The sequence below is a fragment of the Vibrio phycocola genome, assembly GCF_053850235.1.
Genome location: NZ_JBSQDJ010000008.1, coordinates 56,190 through 75,147 on the forward strand (window position 1 = coordinate 56,190; position 18,958 = coordinate 75,147).

Below are 18,958 nucleotides of genomic sequence, written 5' to 3' on the forward strand. Positions count from 1 at the left end.
TGAATGTATAAACTCTCATGTGATACAAAAACGATCAAGGATTTTATTGTTATGGGTACAATTTCAAAAGTCGATCTCGACAAATTTACATTGGCATGTGAAAGTTATCCGAAATACCAAGCGCTAGCATGGGTTATTGAGCAAGCGATCCATGAAGGAGAGTTAGTCGATAGGCAAAAACTGCCCCCACAACGACAGCTGGCAGACGCATTGAATATCACCCATGGAACTGTCACCAGAGCGTATGCCCTTCTCGAAAAAAAAGGGATCGTAACTGCAAAGTTAGGGGCCGGGACCTATGTAACTTTGTCGCTGGATTCACATTCTTTTAATTCAGAGAACAGCGTATCGAATGAATACGACTTTGCTTCAAGCATGCAGCCTATGTTGGGTCAGCAATTGTTGGTCAAAAAAGCGCTGTCTGCATTGGCCAATGATATCGGTGCGATAGAAAGCGTGATGAATTATTCGTATCAGGGAATTGATCGGCATAAAACGACGTTTCTCTCGTGGCTCGCTACGCGGGATATTCAAGCGAATAAAAGTGATATTTGTTTTACTTACGGCGCGCAGCAGGGGATATATACCTGTCTGCAATTGTTGACTCGGCCAGAAGATTTTATTCTACATGAAGATCTCAGTTATCCGGGGTTCTTTCGTGCCGTGGGTGCAAGTCATGTAACACCTTTAGGGGTTCCCATTACCGATGAAGGGTTGGATCTTGAAGTTTTAGAGCAATATTGCCAGCAATTTAAGCCAAAATTACTGTATATCACGCCAAATATGCAGAACCCGACTAATACGAGGTACACAACAGAACAGCTCGATCGTATTGTTGAACTTAGTATTAAATACCAATTTTATATTATCGAAGATGATGTGAATTATTGCTTACCGGAGGATTGGCATCTACCGTTACAACAGCGTGCTAAAGACCGTGTATTTTACGTATCTAGTTTATCGAAATATGTCGCTGGAGGACTGAGGATCGCTTATACCTTAGTGCCAGAGAAATGGCAGCAAGCATTTAACGATCACATTCATAGTCAATCTTGGATGGTGCCTACGATCAGTTTTGAGCTTGGCAGTCGATTTATATTGAGCGATGAATTTAAGCAAAATCAAGCGTATTTAGCGGATGAAATTCGATACCGACGCGCTAAGTTTTCCGAGATGGTGGCGCGATATGGCTTCACCACACGCCAGGGTGGATTAAATATTTGGCTAACGTTACCCGACTCTATAAACGTTGACCATTTCAACCGGGTCTTAATCTCGAACCGAATTAAAGTTCGTCCCGCCGACCTTTTTTGTTCGTTTAATCCTCAAAGACCAAACCAACAAGGTTTCCGAATTTCCCTTGGTGGTTTCACGACGCGAAATCAGTTTGAGCATGGTGTGGATATATTTGAGGAAGCGCTACAGCAGTTAAATGACAGGCAAGATGTGATCATTTAGGAGCAAGTGACGTCGTCACTCTAGATGACGTCAAGTACTCCTCCCTTCCATATATGCAAAGCCAATTATCATACAAGTACCTCAAATCCCCACGGTTCATCACACATTCACTTACTAATTGTAGGGTATCTTGTGATTCACAATCCGGCCTTCTGAGTCATTGGATTATTTGCACCAGTCAATCTTAGTGTTCGACTACATTCATCTCGGTGCATGTTTGCTTAAATAAAGGATCACGTTATGACGAAAACAACGTCTACGATTTGCCCATACTGCGGTACGGGTTGCGGTATTGGTTTGAGAAGCCAAGGCGATAAAGTTATCGGGGTTGAACCTCTCGTTGGTCATCCCATTAGTAAAGGTCGACTTTGCTCTAAAGGGTGGAGCTCCGCTTTCGCAACAGGTCATGAAAACCGCATCACAAGCCCAATGATTCGCGAAGGCGATGGCTTTCGCGAAGCCAGCTGGGAAGAAGCATTATCGCTTATTCATGAACAATTTAGCTACTATCGCGACCATCATGGCCCACAGTCCGTTGGAATGATCAGTTGTGCTCGTGCAACCAATGAAGATAACTACGCGATTCAGAAATTTGGTCGTGCAGTATTGAAAACCAACAATATTGATCACTGTGCTCGAATTTGTCACAGCCCCTCTGTTGCGGGATTACGCCAGACGGTAGGTTCAGGAGCAATGACCAACAGCATTGCAGATGTAACCAAGGCTGATGTAATTGTCGTGTTTGGTTGTGACCCAACTGAGAGTCACTCGATTATTGGCAGTGACATTATTAAAGCAAAAGAAGCCGGCGCGTTGTTGATGGTGGTTGACCCTCGTCGTACTCGTCTTGCTGAAATGGCCGATGTGCATTTACAACTTCGATTAGGCACCAACGTTGCGTTGTTAAATGGTCTGGTTAATATCATTCTCGACAAAGGCTGGGAAGATGAAGCTTTCTTAAGTGAGCGTTGTGAGAACCTAAACTTACTGCGCAAATCCGTGGCGGAATACACGCCAGAGAAAGTGTTTGAAATAACTGGTGTGCCGGTCGATCAGCAAATTCAATTTGCGCGTTTATACAGTCATGCAAGAGCCGCATTCCTCGCCTACGGTATGGGAGTGACACAATATGTCAGTGGCACAAATAACGTGATTGCAATTTCAAACCTTGCCCTGGTATGTGGTCAGGTTGGAAAACCGGGAGCAGGGATTAATCCTCTTCGCGGTCAAAATAATGTGCAGGGCGCATGTGATATGGGCTGTTTACCTGGTGTTTTCCCCGGCTATCAATCGACCGATGATGAAGCAGCTCGAGATAAATTTAGCCGAGCTTGGGGAACGACTGTCGCCGAGAAGCCGGGCATGACGTCTTTAGGTATGAATGAGGCAGCGTTACAGGACCAATTTCATGCAATGATGATTTTTGGTGAAGATCCCGTTGTTACCGACCCAGACCAAAACCAAGTCACTAAGTCATTGAAGAAAATTGATTGCTTGGTTGTGGTAGAACTGATGATGACCGAGACGGCTCAGCTTGCTGATGTTGTTCTTCCTGCTGCGAGCTTTGCCGAGAAAGATGGTACCTTCGCCAACTGTGAACGTCGTGTACAACGGGTTCGTAAAGCCGTTAATCCGCCAGGCGAGTGCATGAGTGACTGGCAAATGATGAGCAAGCTTGCCAAGTTGTTTGGCGCAGAAGGGTTTGACTGGAATAGCTCAGAAGAAGTGTTTGATGAAATCGTATCGTTAACATCGATCTATTCGCAAATGAGTTACCCACGCCTGGAAGATGCTCAAGGGTTACAATGGCCTTGTGATATTCAACATCCTGATGGTTCCGCGGTACTCCATGAACGTGGTTTTCCGATTGGCAAAGCTCGGCTATTGCCAGTCCACCACATGCCAACGGCGGAACAGCCAGACAAAGACTACCCATACTATCTCACTACGATTCGTTTCCACTTCCATTATGGCTGTGGTTCGATGACACGAAAATCGCCTCTATTGGAACGTGAGTCTCCTAAGGGGTTGTTGTATATGAATCCAAGAGATGCGACCAACCAAGGGTTATTTAACTATGCTCCAGTTGGTGTTCGTTCTCGTCGTGGATACCTTGAAACTCGGATTATTGTGACCGATCAAGTTCCCCCTGGTTTGATCAGCATTCCTTATCACTTTTTTGATATTCCATCGAATCAGTTAACCAATGATGCGCAAGACCCTGTCACGCGTATGCCGGAACTTAAGGCTTGCGCAGTGCGTGTTGAACCATTGGCTAGAGATGCTGAGCCAAGACCGATTAATGTGCTAAAAGCCGCCGGTGAAGCAGTTGCAACTGCCGAATGATTGGGAATAAAGGAACCGAATAATTATGTATGCATACGAACTGGATCGAATTGAACATTTACGAGATTGGTTAGCCCTGAGAAATACCGTATATCAACCGGTGGATAATGGGACAGGCAACAGTGTTTGGGAAGCAATTGCCCATGGCGAAGTTGCTCATTTTCACCCTGAATTACGACCGCTAATGTCACCCAAAAGCATGTTTTTCTCTGAGTTGGAGTCTCTGTTTGTTTTTGATAGCAACACATTTGAGGAAATGAAACCGCAGCACGGCCCTCAAGTGCTTTTTGGGGTTAAAGCCTGTGACTTGACCGCGATTGCTTATCAAGACAAGCACTTTGAACATGACCCATATTACCAAGCCCGTCGTCAAAAGACGTTATTGGTAGGGCTTGACTGTTCAAGTCCGTGTGAAAATGGGTTTTGTCGAAGTGTTGATGCTGGCCCTCAAGTTAAAAATGAGATAGCGGATCTGATTTTAACGCCAATGCCAACCATTGGCGGTGATATGCAAGGTTGGTGGTTGATTTGTAGCAGTGATAATGGCCAAGCAGCGGTAAGTGGAATGAATCTGCGCCCGGCTGATAACAGTTGGCATTCGTGGCGAGAAATGAATCTTCGTCATACCGAAGCCGAATTCAAAAGTGATACCCATATTATAAACGGGATACAACGGATTAATGCTCGAGCAGTACCAGATGAACACTGGGATCGTTTTGCTCATCAATGTATTAGCTGCTCGGGTTGTAGCCAGATCTGTCCGACTTGCAGTTGTTATACCACCAGAGATAACAAGCAAGGTGATACCTACGTTCGCCAGCGAGTTTGGGACTCATGCTTGATGGTGGGCTTCCAAAAAGAAGCCAGTGGAGCGAACCCTGCTGCTGAAGCAGGGCGCAGGATGTATCGTTTTTGGTATCACAAATTCTCAGAAGATATTGTTAAGAGAATGGGACGGTACGGTTGTGTAGGTTGTGGTCGTTGTGAAACGATTTGCCCAGGCTCAGTTGGTGTTCATTCCATAATGGAGAAAATTTCAAATGCTTAATTTAACCCCGGAATCGATCCGTTTAGTGGAACGTTATGAAGATGGCACTGATATTGTCCATTTTACCTTTGAACCAACAGATGTGAGCAAGGGGTTACCCGACTTTGCGCATCCTTGTAAGGTTCAGCCTGGTCAGTTTTTTATGTTATCCATTCCAGGATATGGAGAAGCGGCGTTTACTTATGCGGGAATGCCGGATAAAGCGGGGCGTTTTGTTGCCTTAATTCGTCGTATTGGTTCTCTAACAGAAGCGCTGTTTAATCATAAAGACGGTGATCTATTGGGAGCTCGAGGCCCATTTGGGAAAGGATGGCCCGATCTGTCTGGTACCAAAGTGTTAGTGATCGCCGGTGGTGTTGGTTTAGCGCCGGTTGCGGCCCAAATCGATGCATTAATCGGGGCAGGCTCACCTCCTGTTGTCTACTTTAGTGCGCGAAATGAAGAAATGTTGGTAATGAAAGAAGAGCGCGAACGTTGGTTAAAGCAATGTACGCTTTGCCAAGCGGTTGATGACATCGACAATGCGAAAGGTGAGTATATGCATGGTCGCAAACTTGTCGACAACCTCAACCAGATCGAGTCCGAACATGGTCCATTCGATCACGTCATTACTTGTGGTCCAGAAGGCATGATGGAAGCGGTATGTCGGATTATGACTGAACATGGTCACCCAGCGGATCACCTTTGGTTATCTCTTGAACGGCGGATGCATTGTGGTGTTGGGCTTTGCGGCCACTGTTATGTTGCTGATGACTTAGTATGCATGGATGGCCCGACTTACCGATGGGATCAGCTAGGCGAATTGGTGGTGAAGGAACGTGCGATTAAAGCACCATCTGAACCCGTTGATATGGCTGCAAGTACGTCGAGTTGTTGTCGAAGTTAATCATATAGCGTGAGCGGTTTTTGTAACGATCAAAACAGAGCTGCGATCAATGCTTAACCGCATAAATGAATAGGAAGCTGCTTAAATTAGATTTGAGCAGCTTTTTTTGGTTTGCGAGTTAGATTTGATCATCCTGCCTAGAACTAGACGTGGAACTTTGGTTTAAATTTCCTATCATAGGATTACGTTATATATTTATAGGCTCGTTTTTATTTTGAATCACTACGCTTCACGTTTAGGTCTAGTAACTTGGTTGTTTGTAACGCAAGTGAACGCGAATAACTTAACCCATTTTGGTGATACCAAAGTTGATGAATGGCAGACTAAATCATTTGTGAGTGAAACTCAGTATAGCCTCGTTGAAAAAGACCACGAGACAGTGTTAAAGGCCCAAAGCAAAGCGAGTGCATCAGGAATTATTTTCGAAGAAAAGATCGATTTACTGGAAACACCATATATTAATTGGCGTTGGCTCGTTGAAAAGAAACTTGGTCAAATTAATGAAACAAGTAAAGAAGGCGATGATTTTGCTGCGCGGGTCTATGTGGTGATCGATGGTGGTGTCTTTTTCTGGAATACGATTGCCCTTTCTTATGTATGGTCGAGTAACCAACGTCAGGGAACTGCGTGGGATAACCCCTTTGCGGGTAAAGCGGTCAAAATGATGGCAACACAAGGGAAGCAAGCGCAACAAAACAAGTGGATCTCTGAAAAACATAACGTTTATGAAGATTTAATTAGTCAGTTTGGCGACTTGGGTAGTGAACCTGCTAATTTAAAAAAATATCGCTATATCGACGCCACGGTTATTATGACTGATACCGATAACAGTGGAGGAGAGGCGATAGCCTATTATGGCGATATTGAGTTTACGGCTGATTGATCCACGAAATATTGACAACAGATGGTGAAGGAATGAAAACAATAGGCATGCTCGGAGGAATGAGTTGGGAATCGACACTCAGCTATTACAAAGCCATTAATGAGGGTGTACGTGAACAGCGTGGTGGACTGTATTCGGCAAAAATATGCTTATATAGCGTCAATTTTTCTGACATCGAGATTCTACAGCACCAAGGGAAATGGCAAGAAACTGCCGATATTTTGACCAGCGCAGGCAAGTCAGTTGAAGCTGGTGGCGCTGATTTCTTAATGATATGTACAAATACAATGCATAAAGTGGCCGACCAAATCGAATCTGAATTGTCGATTCCTATTCTTCATATTGCGGACGCAACGGCGGAAAAATTAAAAGCCGATGGCATATCTAAGGTCGGTTTACTTGGCACTCGTTTTACCATGGAGCAAGACTTTTATAAGTCTAGACTTACGGATAAATACGGAATTGAAGTGATAGTTCCTTCTCTTCCAAATAGAGAGAAAGTCCATCAAGTTATCTATGACGAGCTGTGTCTGGGCGTGATTGATCAAGTATCGAAAAACTCGTATTTAGATATTGTCGATCTGTTAAAACACGATGGTGCCGAAGCGGTCATTTTAGGTTGTACTGAGATTGCGTTGTTGATTCAACAAGGCGACACACCAGTTAAGCTCTACGATACAACGGAAATTCATGCGATGAAAGCAGTTGAGTGGGCATTAGAAAGTTAATCAGATGATTGTAATTTGAAGGGGTGTGAGAGGTCATTTTAAGCTGGCAATAGTATGAATATTGTAACAATTGCCAGCCAATTAAAATAACGAGTTTATTTACTCGCGTTTTCTGCGTTTTTCGTTTCTTTCCAGTATTGAATACGGATTCGATGGAGCTGTGCTCTTCTCATCTTTTTCATCGTATTCTCCTTCTATAAAATTGCTCTTCATGAGCGTGTTGTTCAAAATGTGCTAGCTTTCTAACTCTTTCATACTGAATAGAAAGCTCTATCGATTACCGATAGGCACCTACCTAAATAACGACATTTCGCCGAAATTTGCAACCTTTTATTTTTTAATTCTCTAAAAAAGTTGCCCGCCACATTAAAGTAATCAATGAATATGACAGAGTTATGACTAACAAGTTCCATGCCAAATTGTCATATATGTTTAATATGCAAATCTCGCGTCTTTTTGTCTTGATACTCGATCGACACTGCCGCGAACATAGGATATCCAAATCAAACATGCTATAAAGCGGTGTCTTTTGTCTCTGCCTTGAAAGAGACCAGTATCCTAATTGTTAAAAATCACGGCGGCATAGTATGAATCGTAAAAAGAAAATTAATGAAACGTTGAAAAAACGCTTAAAGAAACAAAATGCTAAATTACACAAAAGTAATAAGCCGAAGTACATTTCGAAAGCTGAGCGTGAAAAAATGGCGCAGCAAGAAAGTGAATCGATTGAGTCTCTTGAATCTGACGCTTCTCAAAGTGAGTAATTTTGTGATAAATGGTGTGAGTAGCGGAGACGTGAAAGCGCTCTAGTGGTATTCATATACTTAAAAATGCTAGGGTAAAGTATCTGTTAGTTTATTGAGAGCGATAACCCCAGTATGGCGCAATGCTTAATTATCGATAAGGTTGTAGAAGAAAAATCCTATGACAATTATCCCATCTCAGACCAAGACATCTATACATTAGTTCATTGGCCACAGGAAGCGAGTAAAGCGGGCGAATTTGAACAATGGTGGGTGATGGTTGATGATGCTTATATGCCTGATGTGTTGAACCAAGCACAAATTCAGCGAGCCACACTGAATATACTTCCTCATTCTAACAATCCACATACTCAACGCGGTTTCGGTTTACCTTCATCATTGGCGGATGTGGTTTGGGATAGTTCTCAACGTTCGATGTTAGAATGGGATCTTGTCCGATGTAACGATAACGTTGTGCTGAATAAAGTCGTTATTGGTCAGGTGTTTAGTTTTCAACCTGGTGGCCATAAAAATCAAATTTGGTTAAGAGCTAAACTCGCTTGGCGTCGCTTTCGTCAATTGAATCACCCAAAAAACCAGCCTCAGTTATTTACGATCAACTGTGATTGTGAGAATCCAATCGTCACAGCTGCGATTGGGGTTACTTGTACGCCGCACGTATTAGGATCGAATTTATCGCGCAAGTTACTGCCCGATCTTTACGCTAACGACGGTCAACTTTACGCTCTTGTCGTTTCTCCGAAAAGCGTCCAGCAGTTGATACTGTACCTGCTCGCATTACCGCTTCGTTCCAGTGTGTCTCAACCTGGATTTTTGGGTGTTTTGCGTTCTAATGAATTCGAAGTCAGCTCGTCCCAGCCGATGGCATATCAAATCGATGAGCGTCCACTTGAAGCTGATTCGATAAAATTGGAGATTGACGAAGTTAAGCTGAACATCGCTGTCGATAGCGATTCATTATTGTTGGAGAGCGTCAAAATCGACAAAGATGTTCGTCGAATTCATGATATTCCCCAGTCAAAACAGGCGATCCAAGCATTAGTGGGTAAGCCTCTCCCATGGATCTCTCACGCCGCTGACGACGATTTTAAAGAATTGTATTTACAGATTCGCGAAAATGCCAAAGTGAGCGCCAGTTTTTTGGTGATGATGGTGCTTTCAACGTTACTCGCAAGTTTTGGGCTGTACGCTGATTCGGCACCAGTGATTATAGGGGCAATGATACTCGCACCACTGATGGCACCGATTATTTCTCTTGCGATGGCGTTTGTCCGGCAAGATCAAAAATTGCTGGCAACCAGTGCTAAAACTCTAACGATAGGGTGGGCGGTTGCCATTGGTTTCGCTATGATCTTGTCGTGGATATTACCGATGAGGATTGAGACTCACGAAATTTCAGTTCGGCTAAGTCCTACCTTGCTCGATCTTGGCGTCGCGATCATTTCAGGTATTGCGGGCGCTTATGCCCACGCGAAATCAGAAGCGGCGAAAAGTCTGGCAGGTGTCGCCATTGCGGTTGCGTTGGTGCCTCCATTGGCGGTGACTGGTATTGGTCTAGGTTGGGCTTCTTGGCATGTGGCAACAGGCGGTTTGTTGCTGTTTATCGCGAACCTGACTGGAATTGTTTTTTCGGCAGCATTGACGTTTCTCATTCTTGGATTTGCACCATTTGAGCGTGCACGAAAGGGATTGATCCTTGCGTTATTTTCCGTTGCTATTGTTAGTATTCCTCTTGGTTTTAGTTTTGTGCATCTGGCACAAGAGGCGAAAGTCATCCGTATTGTCGAAACTATGTCGCTCTCGCAAATGAGTATCCGTCAAGTAGATGTAAGCTCATTGGATAACCCGATGAAACTGAGTTTCGAACTGGTGTCACAACGGCCGCTAGATCAAGTCGATATCCGCGGGTTAAAAGATAAAATTGAGAAACGATTAGATAAAGAAGTGACGCTCGAAATTAAATCGGTGCTGCAGTATTAACTGAACAATGTGCGAGCTAAATTAGAGAGAATCATTGCGTAAAGCCACTTCGATACCGAAATCGGAGTGGCTTTAATTTATTATGAGGCCCTAGATTAGTTTATTGAATCTTAGCCACTTCATCTAAATACTCATAATAAGCGGGAAGACCGAACAGAAACGTAATTGAAAATAATACGATGAAAAAAGCCAGCATAATGACAATGAATTTTTTGGAAGGTCCGGGTTTGTTACCATATTTGGCATTCCATTTCTCTTTCGAGGTAAATAAGAACACGATAGATTCAAAGAACGCAATAATACCTGGAATACATGTCCAGAAGAATACTAAGTAAATTAAGCTTCTTTTCTGGCCGAGGTAAAATCGATGTGCACCAATTCCTCCGAAGAAAAACGCAATAACAGCGGCGATAATTTTATTTCGACCTTTAACAAGCTTGTCAGAAGAGCTTTGAGGTTCAGCAGTTTCCACAGATGACATGATGGCAGTTTTCCTATGTTACATGACTTAAATCTAACTTTTTCAAACGCTGAATATAAGAGATAAGCCATTGTAATAATGAGATAATTAATATGAAACTATATTGATTTATATTCTCTGGAATATAAATCAATTTCATATAAATGTAACGAAATTTAGTTAGAGAGCGCAGATCAAACATGCATGAGTTTGATTCGTAACAATGTTAGGTACCTATTTTTCACTGCTGCACATTTTGACTGTGTTCTATTTCTTCTACCAGATTAAGAAATAATCTTATTTGTGTTACATGATTAGCAGTAATGATGGTCCGTGAGATGTGAGTTATACGGTACACTTTACCTTTCTTCATCGCTTGCCTTTCAACTTCGTATTATGGATAGATCGTTTATGAACATGAGGATTCCTTTCGTCTTTGCTATTGCACTATTTTCGGTTCCAAACCTTGCTTTTACTGTCGATAAATCATTTATCGATACGACAAGCGTGTTAGGTATTCCAACGGTTAGTTCGATGACGGTTGGGCAAAAGGCGTGGATTGAGCAATCTAAGGTATCGCTATGTGTGAACTCAGAGCGACAGTTGCAAATTGAAAATGCTCAGCAGATCGAACTAACCGAAAATTTGAGACAACTGAATATTGAACTGTCTCGAGTTGATGCCGGTGTCGATATTCAAGTGAATTCGAATGATTTAACAAGCCAAAACGAAAAGTTACAGGTTATTGCTTATAAGATTGCGAATGCTAAAGCCTGTACTGAGCGCATCGACCACTATCTGCCTATTGATAGTGTACTCGGAGTCAAATCCCAGTCTGATTTATTGGCGCTATCCCAAATCACCAAAGAAGAGAAGGCAGACACACCAAAGCGACTCGATTTGGACAAAAATAGTGATACCTTATCAACTTGGCGCATTACGATTGAACGTGATGAACTTGAACAAGCTGTATCGGTAACATTCAGCCAGTCGGATAATGATCAACATGCACTGTTTGAAGCTAAATGTGAGGCGTCAACGACATCTTACACGGCAGTAGTAAACGACTTTCTGGGAGATAAAAGTCAAGACGCACTTTTGCGTTTCGGCAAGGAACAATATATCCCTGTTCACGTCAACTTAACGGATAACAGCCGTGGTTTTGTTTTAACCGAGGTGCCAGACATAAAGGAAAAAATTCTTAATTCACCCACCATGAGTTTACGTTACATAAACTTTAATCAGGAAACGAAGACGTTAATCTATTCGATTGAAGGTTTGTTGGACAAACTGAATACTCATTCTGAATTATGTGGCTCGAATTAGTTTGCTAGATAAATCACTTCAAGTTGAGAGTGCCAAATACCCTAGTAAATAACTAGGGTATTTGTTATTTTATAACCTCATTTATGATGCAGTATCAGGTTAACCTAGGGTTACTGGATATGCGTTAACTAGAGAGTGTGGTTATGAGTTCTTGGTCTTCATTAGAAATACATCAACGTTATCTTTCTCTGCCTAATTGCTTTTACTCTCCAGTGAATCCAATGGCTTTAGAGAATCCGAATTGGGTGGCTTGGAATGAGCCTCATGCCCACGAATTAGGGTTTCCAGCCATTCCAAACGAAGAATTACTCGCGATTTTTTCAGGCCAGCGAGTTCCCGATTCGGTAACGCCGATCGCGATGAAATACACAGGTCATCAATTTGGTGTCTACAATCCACAGCTCGGTGATGGACGGGGTTTGTTACTTGGTGAAGTTGAAGATAACACGGGGAAGTTGCATGATATTCACCTAAAAGGCGCGGGCTTAACGCCTTATTCTCGCTCTGGTGATGGCCGCGCAGTCTTGCGTTCAACCTTAAGAGAATATTTGGCCAGTGAAGCGATGCATGGACTAGGTATTCCTACTACGCGCGCGTTAGGAATGATTGGCAGTGATACTGTGGTATTTAGAGAACAGCCGGAACAAGGTGCGATGTTAATTCGCACCTCGGAGTCACATATACGTTTTGGTCATTTTGAATATTTCTATCGCAGTAATCAGCATGAAGAACTCAAACTGTTGGCAGATAATGTGATCGATTGGCATTTTCCTGAACTAGAACAACATGAGAATCCATACCAAGCGTTGTTCGCTGAGGTTGTTAGGTCAACAGCAACGCTTATTGCTCACTGGCAATCAGTGGGTTTTGCACATGGCGTAATGAATACCGACAATATGTCGATTCTTGGGTTAACCTTTGATTATGGGCCATTTGCCTTCCTTGACGATTATGATCCAACGTTTATTTGCAATCATTCTGATCATCAAGGGCGATACTCGTTTGATATGCAGCCAAGAATTGGACTTTGGAATCTCACAGTATTAGCTCAGAGCTTTTCTCCATTAGTCGATAATGAAGAACTTCAGCAAGGGTTGGATAGCTATGAACCTATTTTGAATCAAGAGTTTAGTCGTCAGATGAGAGCAAAAATAGGGCTAAATAGTACCGTTGAAAAAGATGCCGAGCTATTTCAGGAAATGTTTGCGCTAATGAACGATTCTAAAGTCGATTACACACGCTTCTTTCGTCAACTTTCTTATCTCGATTCACAACCTGAATCTGAAGTGACCAATCTGTTTGTTGATCGTGAACGTGCGAAATCCTGGGTCACCAAATATCTAAAACGTTGTGAACAAGAAACATCATCGAAAGGAGAGGTAGTCACTGCAGAGCAGCGTTGTACGCAGATGCGTAAAGTGAACCCTAAATATATTTTGCGAAATTATTTAGCTCAACAAGCGATAGTTGCGGCTGAGCAAGGGGAGTATGGCGAACTCAATACCTTGATGATACTTTTACGCGATCCTTTTGCTGAACATCCTGATTTTGAAGACTATTCTAAGTTGCCTCCACAATGGGGAAAGGAGCTAGAGATTAGCTGCTCTTCATAATTTCTCCGTGTTATTTTGTTATGGCGAAATATGACACATAGTTGAACTTTTTATGGGTGGATTTCCACCCATTTTTTATTCAGGCTGTTTAAGTGATATTGCTATTTCTTGCTTTTGTAGTCGGTAAGTTGTTGTTGTAATTGAATTGTTAAAAAATTGTACTAAGTTGGCAAGCTCCTTGCTCTATAGGAAATAAGAACACTCATTTGAAGGTGTTCAAATCCGAAATCAAGGAGAACAATAATGATAAAGCCTCTAACTCTACTCGCTACCTCTATTATCGCTGTTACTAGTTTCAACGCTGCTGCGAATTGTGACCCAGGTGAAATGGTGATCAAGTTCAGTCATGTAACCAATGCCGATAAGCACCCAAAAGGAATTGCAGCTTCTCTGCTCGAATCTCGTGTTAATGAAGAAATGAATGGCAAAGTGTGCATGCAAGTCTTCCCTAACTCCACTCTATATGATGATGATAAGGTTCTTGAGGCGTTATTGAACGGTGATGCTCAACTTGCTGCTCCTTCGCTTTCTAAGTTCGAGAAATTCACTAAAAAATACCGTATTTTTGACCTTCCATTCTTATTCGAAGATGTCGAAGCCGTCGATCGTTTCCAAAACTCCGAAGCAGGTGATGCACTGAAAAACTCGATGCGTCGTCGTGGATTGCAAGGTCTGGCATTTTGGCACAATGGGATGAAGCAACTTTCTGCGAACAAACCTCTCGTTCATCCTGAAGATGCAAAAGGTCTGAAATTCCGTGTTCAAGCATCCGATGTGTTAGTTGCCCAGTTTGAACAACTTGGCGCAAATCCACAAAAAATGGCGTTTAAAGAAGTATACGGTGGCTTACAAACCAAAGTAATCGATGGTCAGGAAAATACATGGTCGAATATTTACGGCAAGAAATTCTTTGAAGTTCAAGATGGTACGACCGAAAGTAATCACGGAATCTTGGATTACATGGTCGTAACGTCAAATGATTTCTGGAAGGGGTTACCAGACGATATTAGAACACAACTTGGAACGATTATTCAGGAAGTGACAGAAGTTCGAAATGCTGAATCTGCAAGAGTCAACATGGAAAACCGTCAGAACATTATCGACGCTGGTGGCGTGATTCGTCAGCTGAGTTCAGAACAACGTCAAGAGTGGGTAGCGGCGATGAAGCCAATGTGGGCTAAGTTTGAAAAAGATATTGGTGCAGACTTAATTGAAGCCGCATTAAATTCAAATAAATAGAACTTAGAACATTATTTCCCCTACCGCTGAGGTAGGGGAGTTTCCTGAACTGATTAGAGTGGTAACTTTTATGGATAACTCTTTTTTCGCGAAGATCGGTCGGCTTACGGATTCTTTTGAAGAGTTCTTGATCGCTTTTTTCTTAGGTGCAATGACGCTCCTTACTTTCTCGAATGTCATTTTACGCTATGTATTTAACGACAATATTCTTTGGGCGCTAGAGCTAACAGTATTCATGTTTGCGTGGATGATACTCGTGGGTGCATCGTATGGAGTTAAAAAGAATTTCCATATTGGAGTCGATGTGGTGATAAATGCTGCACCCGAGAGTTTGCGTAAGATCTATGCGATGATCGCAGTAATTTGTTGTTTAACATTTTCAATTTTATTACTTATTGGTTCATGGAACTATTGGTATCCCTTCATTTCCGAACGTGCTTGGTATGAGACCGACGATATTCCAATGCCGGAAATGTTTCAATTTCTCGCTGATTGGCTAAATGAAGGCGAGCGCTATGAAAAACTTCCACGTTTTATTCCTTATATGGCACTTCCTATTGGGATGGCGATGCTGACATTCCGTTTTCTTCAAATTGCGTATCAAATTTTCACTGGAAAGCTTGACCGAATGATAGCGGGTCACGAAGCGGAAGAAGCGTTAGAAGAGCTAAAAAATGACGTGTTAAATTCAGATGAAAGTAAGGAGCGCTAGGTTATGAGCATTATTATTATCTTCTTAATGGTCATCTGCTTTATGTTAGTTGGTGTCCCTATCGCGGTTTCATTGGGTTTATCGAGTGTATTATTTTTAATGGTTCACTCAGATGCGTCGCTCGCATCCGTTGCTCAAACATTGTTTAACGCCTTTGCTGGTCATTATACGTTACTTGCGATCCCATTCTTTATTTTAGCCTCCAGTTTTATGTCGACCGGAGGTGTGGCGAAACGGATTATACGTTTTGCGATAGCAATGGTGGGTTGGTTCCGTGGTGGTTTGGCTATTGCGTCTGTAGTGGCGTGTATGATGTTCGCTGCGCTATCAGGTTCATCTCCAGCAACGGTTGTGGCGATTGGTAGTATTGTTATCGCTGGGATGGTGAAGAACGGCTATACCAAAGAGTTTGCAGCAGGGGTTATTTGTAATGCTGGTACCTTAGGCATCTTAATTCCACCTTCAATTGTAATGGTTGTATACGCTGCGGCGACAGATGTTTCAGTGGGGCGTATGTTCTTAGCGGGCGTCATTCCTGGGTTACTTGCTGGACTTATGTTGATTATTGCAATCTATATCTTTGCTCGCGTTAAGAATTTGCCAAAACAACCGTTCGTGGGCTGGGGTGAAGCAACTAAAGCGGCGAAAGATGCAAGCTGGGGATTGCTATTAGTCGTGATCATATTGGGTGGTATTTACGGCGGAATCTTTACTCCAACGGAAGCGGCTGCTGTGGCGGCGATGTACGCATTTTTTATTGCGAACTTTGTTTACAAAGACATGGGACCATTCGCGGATAAAGATAATAAATTGCCTATTGCGTTAAAAGCGTTACAAACCTTTGTTCATAAAGACACTAAGGCAACGTTATTTGAAGCTGGTAAGCTAACAATCATGCTGTTGTTTATTATTGCTAATGCTCTGATTCTAAAGCACGTATTAACTGAAGAACGTATTCCTCAGATGATTACGGAAGCGATGTTATCAATGGGGCTAGGTCCGATAGCATTCTTGATCGTCGTTAACATCTTATTGTTAATCGGTGGCCAATTCATGGAGCCATCAGGTTTGTTGATTATTGTCGCACCATTAGTGTTCCCAATTGCAATTGAGTTAGGTATTGACCCGATTCACCTCGGTATCATTATGGTGGTGAACATGGAAATAGGGATGATAACCCCTCCGGTAGGGTTGAACTTATTTGTCACAGCCGGTGTTGCGAGAATGTCGATGTTAGGGGTGGTGAAAGCCGCACTCCCTTGGGTTGCCATTATGTTCTTGTTCTTAATCATTGTGACTTATGTTCCTTGGGTATCGACATGGTTACCAACGTCTTTGATGGGACCAGAAATAATAACCAAGTAGATATGACATCTTTCTAAATGGTAATGAATAAGCAGAAATAGAAAAGGGAAGCCAAAGTGGCTTCCCTTTCGTTTTTATAGTGATAACGAAAATTATCGGTCGAACGTAAATTGCCCAACTTTCTTCTCTAGGTCTTGAACGATAGATACTTGAGATAACGCTTCTGTTTCAGATTGCTCAGCTTGGTTGTTTGTTTGGTCAGCTAACTCTGTAACTTGGTTGATGTTTCTATCGAGCTCTTTTAGTGTTACAGCTTGTTCTTCTGCGGCAGTTGAAATTAGATGTGACAAGTCTTGAATCTCAGCCATGGTGTTTTCGACTTCTGTGATTGTCTCGTCCGCTAAGGTTGTTTGTTTGAGACTGTCACTCACCAATACTTCACTTTGTTTGATTGCGTTCACAGCGACTTTAGAGTCATCAATCATAGAATTGATTTTGTTCTGTATCTCTAATGTCGATTGTTGAGTTCGAGTCGCTAGAGAACGAACTTCGTCTGCAACAACCGCAAACCCTCTGCCTTGGTCGCCTGCACGTGCGGCTTCAATAGCGGCGTTTAGTGCCAGTAAGTTAGTTTGTTCCGCAATGGCTGTGATTGTGTCTATGATACCTTCGATACTTTTAACACCTTCATCAAGTTTGTCGATGGCGCTAATTGTCTGTTCAGTTTGGGCAACCATCTGTTCGACGCTATCTCGACTTGAACCGACTTGTTTTCTACCTTCTCTCGATAGGTTGCCAGCGGTCATGATTTTATCGTGCGTCGCTTCAGTATGACTTGCCACTTCACCCGCTGTAGAACTCATTTCGACAAGTGCTGCCGCAATAGCTTCTAGCTCAGCTTTTTGGCGCTGGACAATTTCACGTGTCATTGTTGAAGAATCAGTGACTCGTTTTACGGAGGTATCGACTTGATGGGCAGAGCTTTCTATATCAACGACAATACCTTTAAGATTGGTTGCTACGGTATCCACATAGTGACTCAAACGTCCGAATTCATCATCAGATTTGCTCGATGAGCGAAGACTTAAGTTACCTTCAGAAAGCGCGTTTAGCCCTTCCATTAATTGATTAATTGCATTTCGAATATAACGAGTTAACCAAAATGAAACGACCGCAATACCTATCATAATCGAGATACCAACAATCATGATGGTTTGGCTTTGTGTGTCGACAGCATCATTAATGTCACTTGATAAACGATTATTTTCCTCAAATGCACTAGAGAGCAGTATGTTTGTATTGGTGCCCGCCTCTTCAAGCAGAACTTTGAATTGTTCGAATGACTGGGTTTGTTGCCCTACAATTTCAAGTTTTTTCTGTTGGATATTGAGAAGACCATTCTCGCCTTCGATTGCATCCATTAATGATAATGTAAGCGCAGATAACTCACGAACAAAGTTCTGAAATCCAGACTCTTGCGTGGCGAAAATCAGCGATGGAAGAAGGTTTGAGTGGCGATTTTGCCAAGATACAAAAAGATTTTTTTGTTCGTTCAGCTCTTCGAGAGTAGCGGCATGCCCCAATCGTTCGATAACCCACATGCCATTGGTAATTGATGCGTCAACGGCATTGATAGTGGAGATGACCATCTCATCTTCTTGCTCAAGCAATGTATTTTGTGCCAGTGGGACAATTTCACTTTGCAATTTTTTCAATTGGTTGATAACTGACGCACCCATCTCTTCATAGCTAACGATCAAATTCTGACCGTTGGTTATCTCAGTGCCGAGCGTATTAAGTGATTCAATATTTCTTGATAGCTCTTCAACTGTACTTCTAAATGGGCCGTTCACTCCTTCTTGGAGAGGAAAACGACTTACTGAGGCGTTCAATTGATTTGAAATGAAAGTGATGTTTTCAACTTGTTGTTTGAGTTGTTCAGTTGTTTTTGAAGACATTAACTCGATATAAGCGGGCTCATAACTATGAACCAGTTGGTTTATTTGAGAAGAGAACATAACTACAGGAGTCGATTGTGTGTTGATAACGTCTAGCCCTTCAGAAACACGAGTTCCATTGTTATAACTCATCACAATCGTACCAATGAACATAACACCTATGACTAAAAAACATAGGATGATCTTAGTCGTTAAATTCACGCTAAATTTAAGACTGGATGCAGCACCCAAGGATATTGTGTTGGTCATCAT

At 42.5% G+C, this 18,958-nt stretch carries 15 protein-coding genes; 13 read left to right on the forward strand and 2 right to left on the reverse strand.

What is annotated here, in order from left to right; translation table 11 throughout:
* The first annotated feature begins 51 nt into the window (after positions 1–51).
* The 8 genes from ACWU4D_RS12770 to ACWU4D_RS12805 all read left to right on the forward strand — a co-directional run bounded on the left by ACWU4D_RS12770 (position 52) and on the right by ACWU4D_RS12805 (position 10,093).
* A complete protein-coding gene (locus ACWU4D_RS12770) occupies positions 52–1,458 on the forward strand; it encodes an aminotransferase-like domain-containing protein (RefSeq protein WP_456051822.1) in 1,407 nt (468 codons plus the stop codon).
* 240 nt (positions 1,459–1,698) lie between these two features.
* Entirely contained in the window at positions 1,699–3,804 is a 2,106-nt protein-coding gene (gene fdhF, locus ACWU4D_RS12775) for a formate dehydrogenase subunit alpha (RefSeq protein ID WP_456051823.1), read from the forward strand.
* Between the two features lie 25 nt (positions 3,805–3,829).
* Positions 3,830–4,852 carry a 4Fe-4S dicluster domain-containing protein gene (locus ACWU4D_RS12780; protein ID WP_456051824.1) on the forward strand — a complete coding sequence of 341 codons (1,023 nt, stop codon included), beginning with the start codon at positions 3,830–3,832 and terminating at the stop codon, positions 4,850–4,852.
* Positions 4,845–5,738: an iron-sulfur cluster-binding protein gene (locus ACWU4D_RS12785; RefSeq protein WP_456051825.1), complete on the forward strand. Its 894-nt coding sequence runs from the start codon at positions 4,845–4,847 to the stop codon at positions 5,736–5,738. The genes ACWU4D_RS12780 and ACWU4D_RS12785 overlap by 8 nt, the downstream gene beginning before the upstream one ends.
* A gap of 214 nt (positions 5,739–5,952) precedes the next feature.
* Positions 5,953–6,621, forward strand: a complete 669-nt coding sequence (locus ACWU4D_RS12790) for a DUF3047 domain-containing protein (RefSeq protein WP_456051826.1) — start codon at positions 5,953–5,955, stop codon at positions 6,619–6,621.
* A gap of 32 nt (positions 6,622–6,653) precedes the next feature.
* On the forward strand, positions 6,654–7,349 hold the full coding sequence (locus tag ACWU4D_RS12795) for an aspartate/glutamate racemase family protein (RefSeq protein ID WP_456051827.1): 696 nt from the start codon (positions 6,654–6,656) through the stop codon (positions 7,347–7,349).
* A 587-nt stretch (positions 7,350–7,936) separates the two neighbouring features.
* Positions 7,937–8,113, forward strand: a complete 177-nt coding sequence (locus ACWU4D_RS12800) for a DUF2986 domain-containing protein (protein ID WP_456051828.1) — start codon at positions 7,937–7,939, stop codon at positions 8,111–8,113.
* A gap of 114 nt (positions 8,114–8,227) precedes the next feature.
* Positions 8,228–10,093 carry a TIGR00341 family protein gene (locus tag ACWU4D_RS12805; RefSeq protein ID WP_456051829.1) on the forward strand — a complete coding sequence of 622 codons (1,866 nt, stop codon included), beginning with the start codon at positions 8,228–8,230 and terminating at the stop codon, positions 10,091–10,093.
* A gap of 100 nt (positions 10,094–10,193) precedes the next feature.
* On the opposite strand, the gene ACWU4D_RS12810 is transcribed toward ACWU4D_RS12805, so the two are convergent.
* Positions 10,194–10,574 carry a TM2 domain-containing protein gene (locus tag ACWU4D_RS12810; RefSeq protein WP_456051830.1) on the reverse strand — a complete coding sequence of 127 codons (381 nt, stop codon included), beginning with the start codon at positions 10,572–10,574 and terminating at the stop codon, positions 10,194–10,196.
* Positions 10,575–10,964: 390 nt separating this feature from the next.
* Between ACWU4D_RS12810 and ACWU4D_RS12815 the strand changes: the two genes are divergently transcribed.
* The 5 genes from ACWU4D_RS12815 to ACWU4D_RS12835 all read left to right on the forward strand — a co-directional run bounded on the left by ACWU4D_RS12815 (position 10,965) and on the right by ACWU4D_RS12835 (position 16,808).
* Positions 10,965–11,879: a hypothetical protein gene (locus tag ACWU4D_RS12815; protein ID WP_456051831.1), complete on the forward strand. Its 915-nt coding sequence runs from the start codon at positions 10,965–10,967 to the stop codon at positions 11,877–11,879.
* A gap of 143 nt (positions 11,880–12,022) precedes the next feature.
* Positions 12,023–13,492, forward strand: a complete 1,470-nt coding sequence (locus ACWU4D_RS12820) for a protein adenylyltransferase SelO (RefSeq protein ID WP_456051832.1) — start codon at positions 12,023–12,025, stop codon at positions 13,490–13,492.
* Between the two features lie 243 nt (positions 13,493–13,735).
* The gene (locus ACWU4D_RS12825; protein WP_456051833.1) at positions 13,736–14,731 is read left to right on the forward strand and encodes a TRAP transporter substrate-binding protein; all 996 of its coding nucleotides are present in this window, start codon (positions 13,736–13,738) and stop codon (positions 14,729–14,731) included.
* A 70-nt stretch (positions 14,732–14,801) separates the two neighbouring features.
* Positions 14,802–15,443 carry a TRAP transporter small permease gene (locus ACWU4D_RS12830; RefSeq protein WP_456051834.1) on the forward strand — a complete coding sequence of 214 codons (642 nt, stop codon included), beginning with the start codon at positions 14,802–14,804 and terminating at the stop codon, positions 15,441–15,443.
* Positions 15,444–15,446: 3 nt separating this feature from the next.
* The gene (locus ACWU4D_RS12835) at positions 15,447–16,808 is read left to right on the forward strand and encodes a TRAP transporter large permease (protein WP_456051835.1); all 1,362 of its coding nucleotides are present in this window, start codon (positions 15,447–15,449) and stop codon (positions 16,806–16,808) included.
* Between the two features lie 92 nt (positions 16,809–16,900).
* On the opposite strand, the gene ACWU4D_RS12840 is transcribed toward ACWU4D_RS12835, so the two are convergent.
* Positions 16,901–18,958 (reverse strand): methyl-accepting chemotaxis protein, encoded by a 2,058-nt coding sequence (locus ACWU4D_RS12840; protein WP_456051836.1) that lies wholly within the window; start codon positions 18,956–18,958, stop codon positions 16,901–16,903.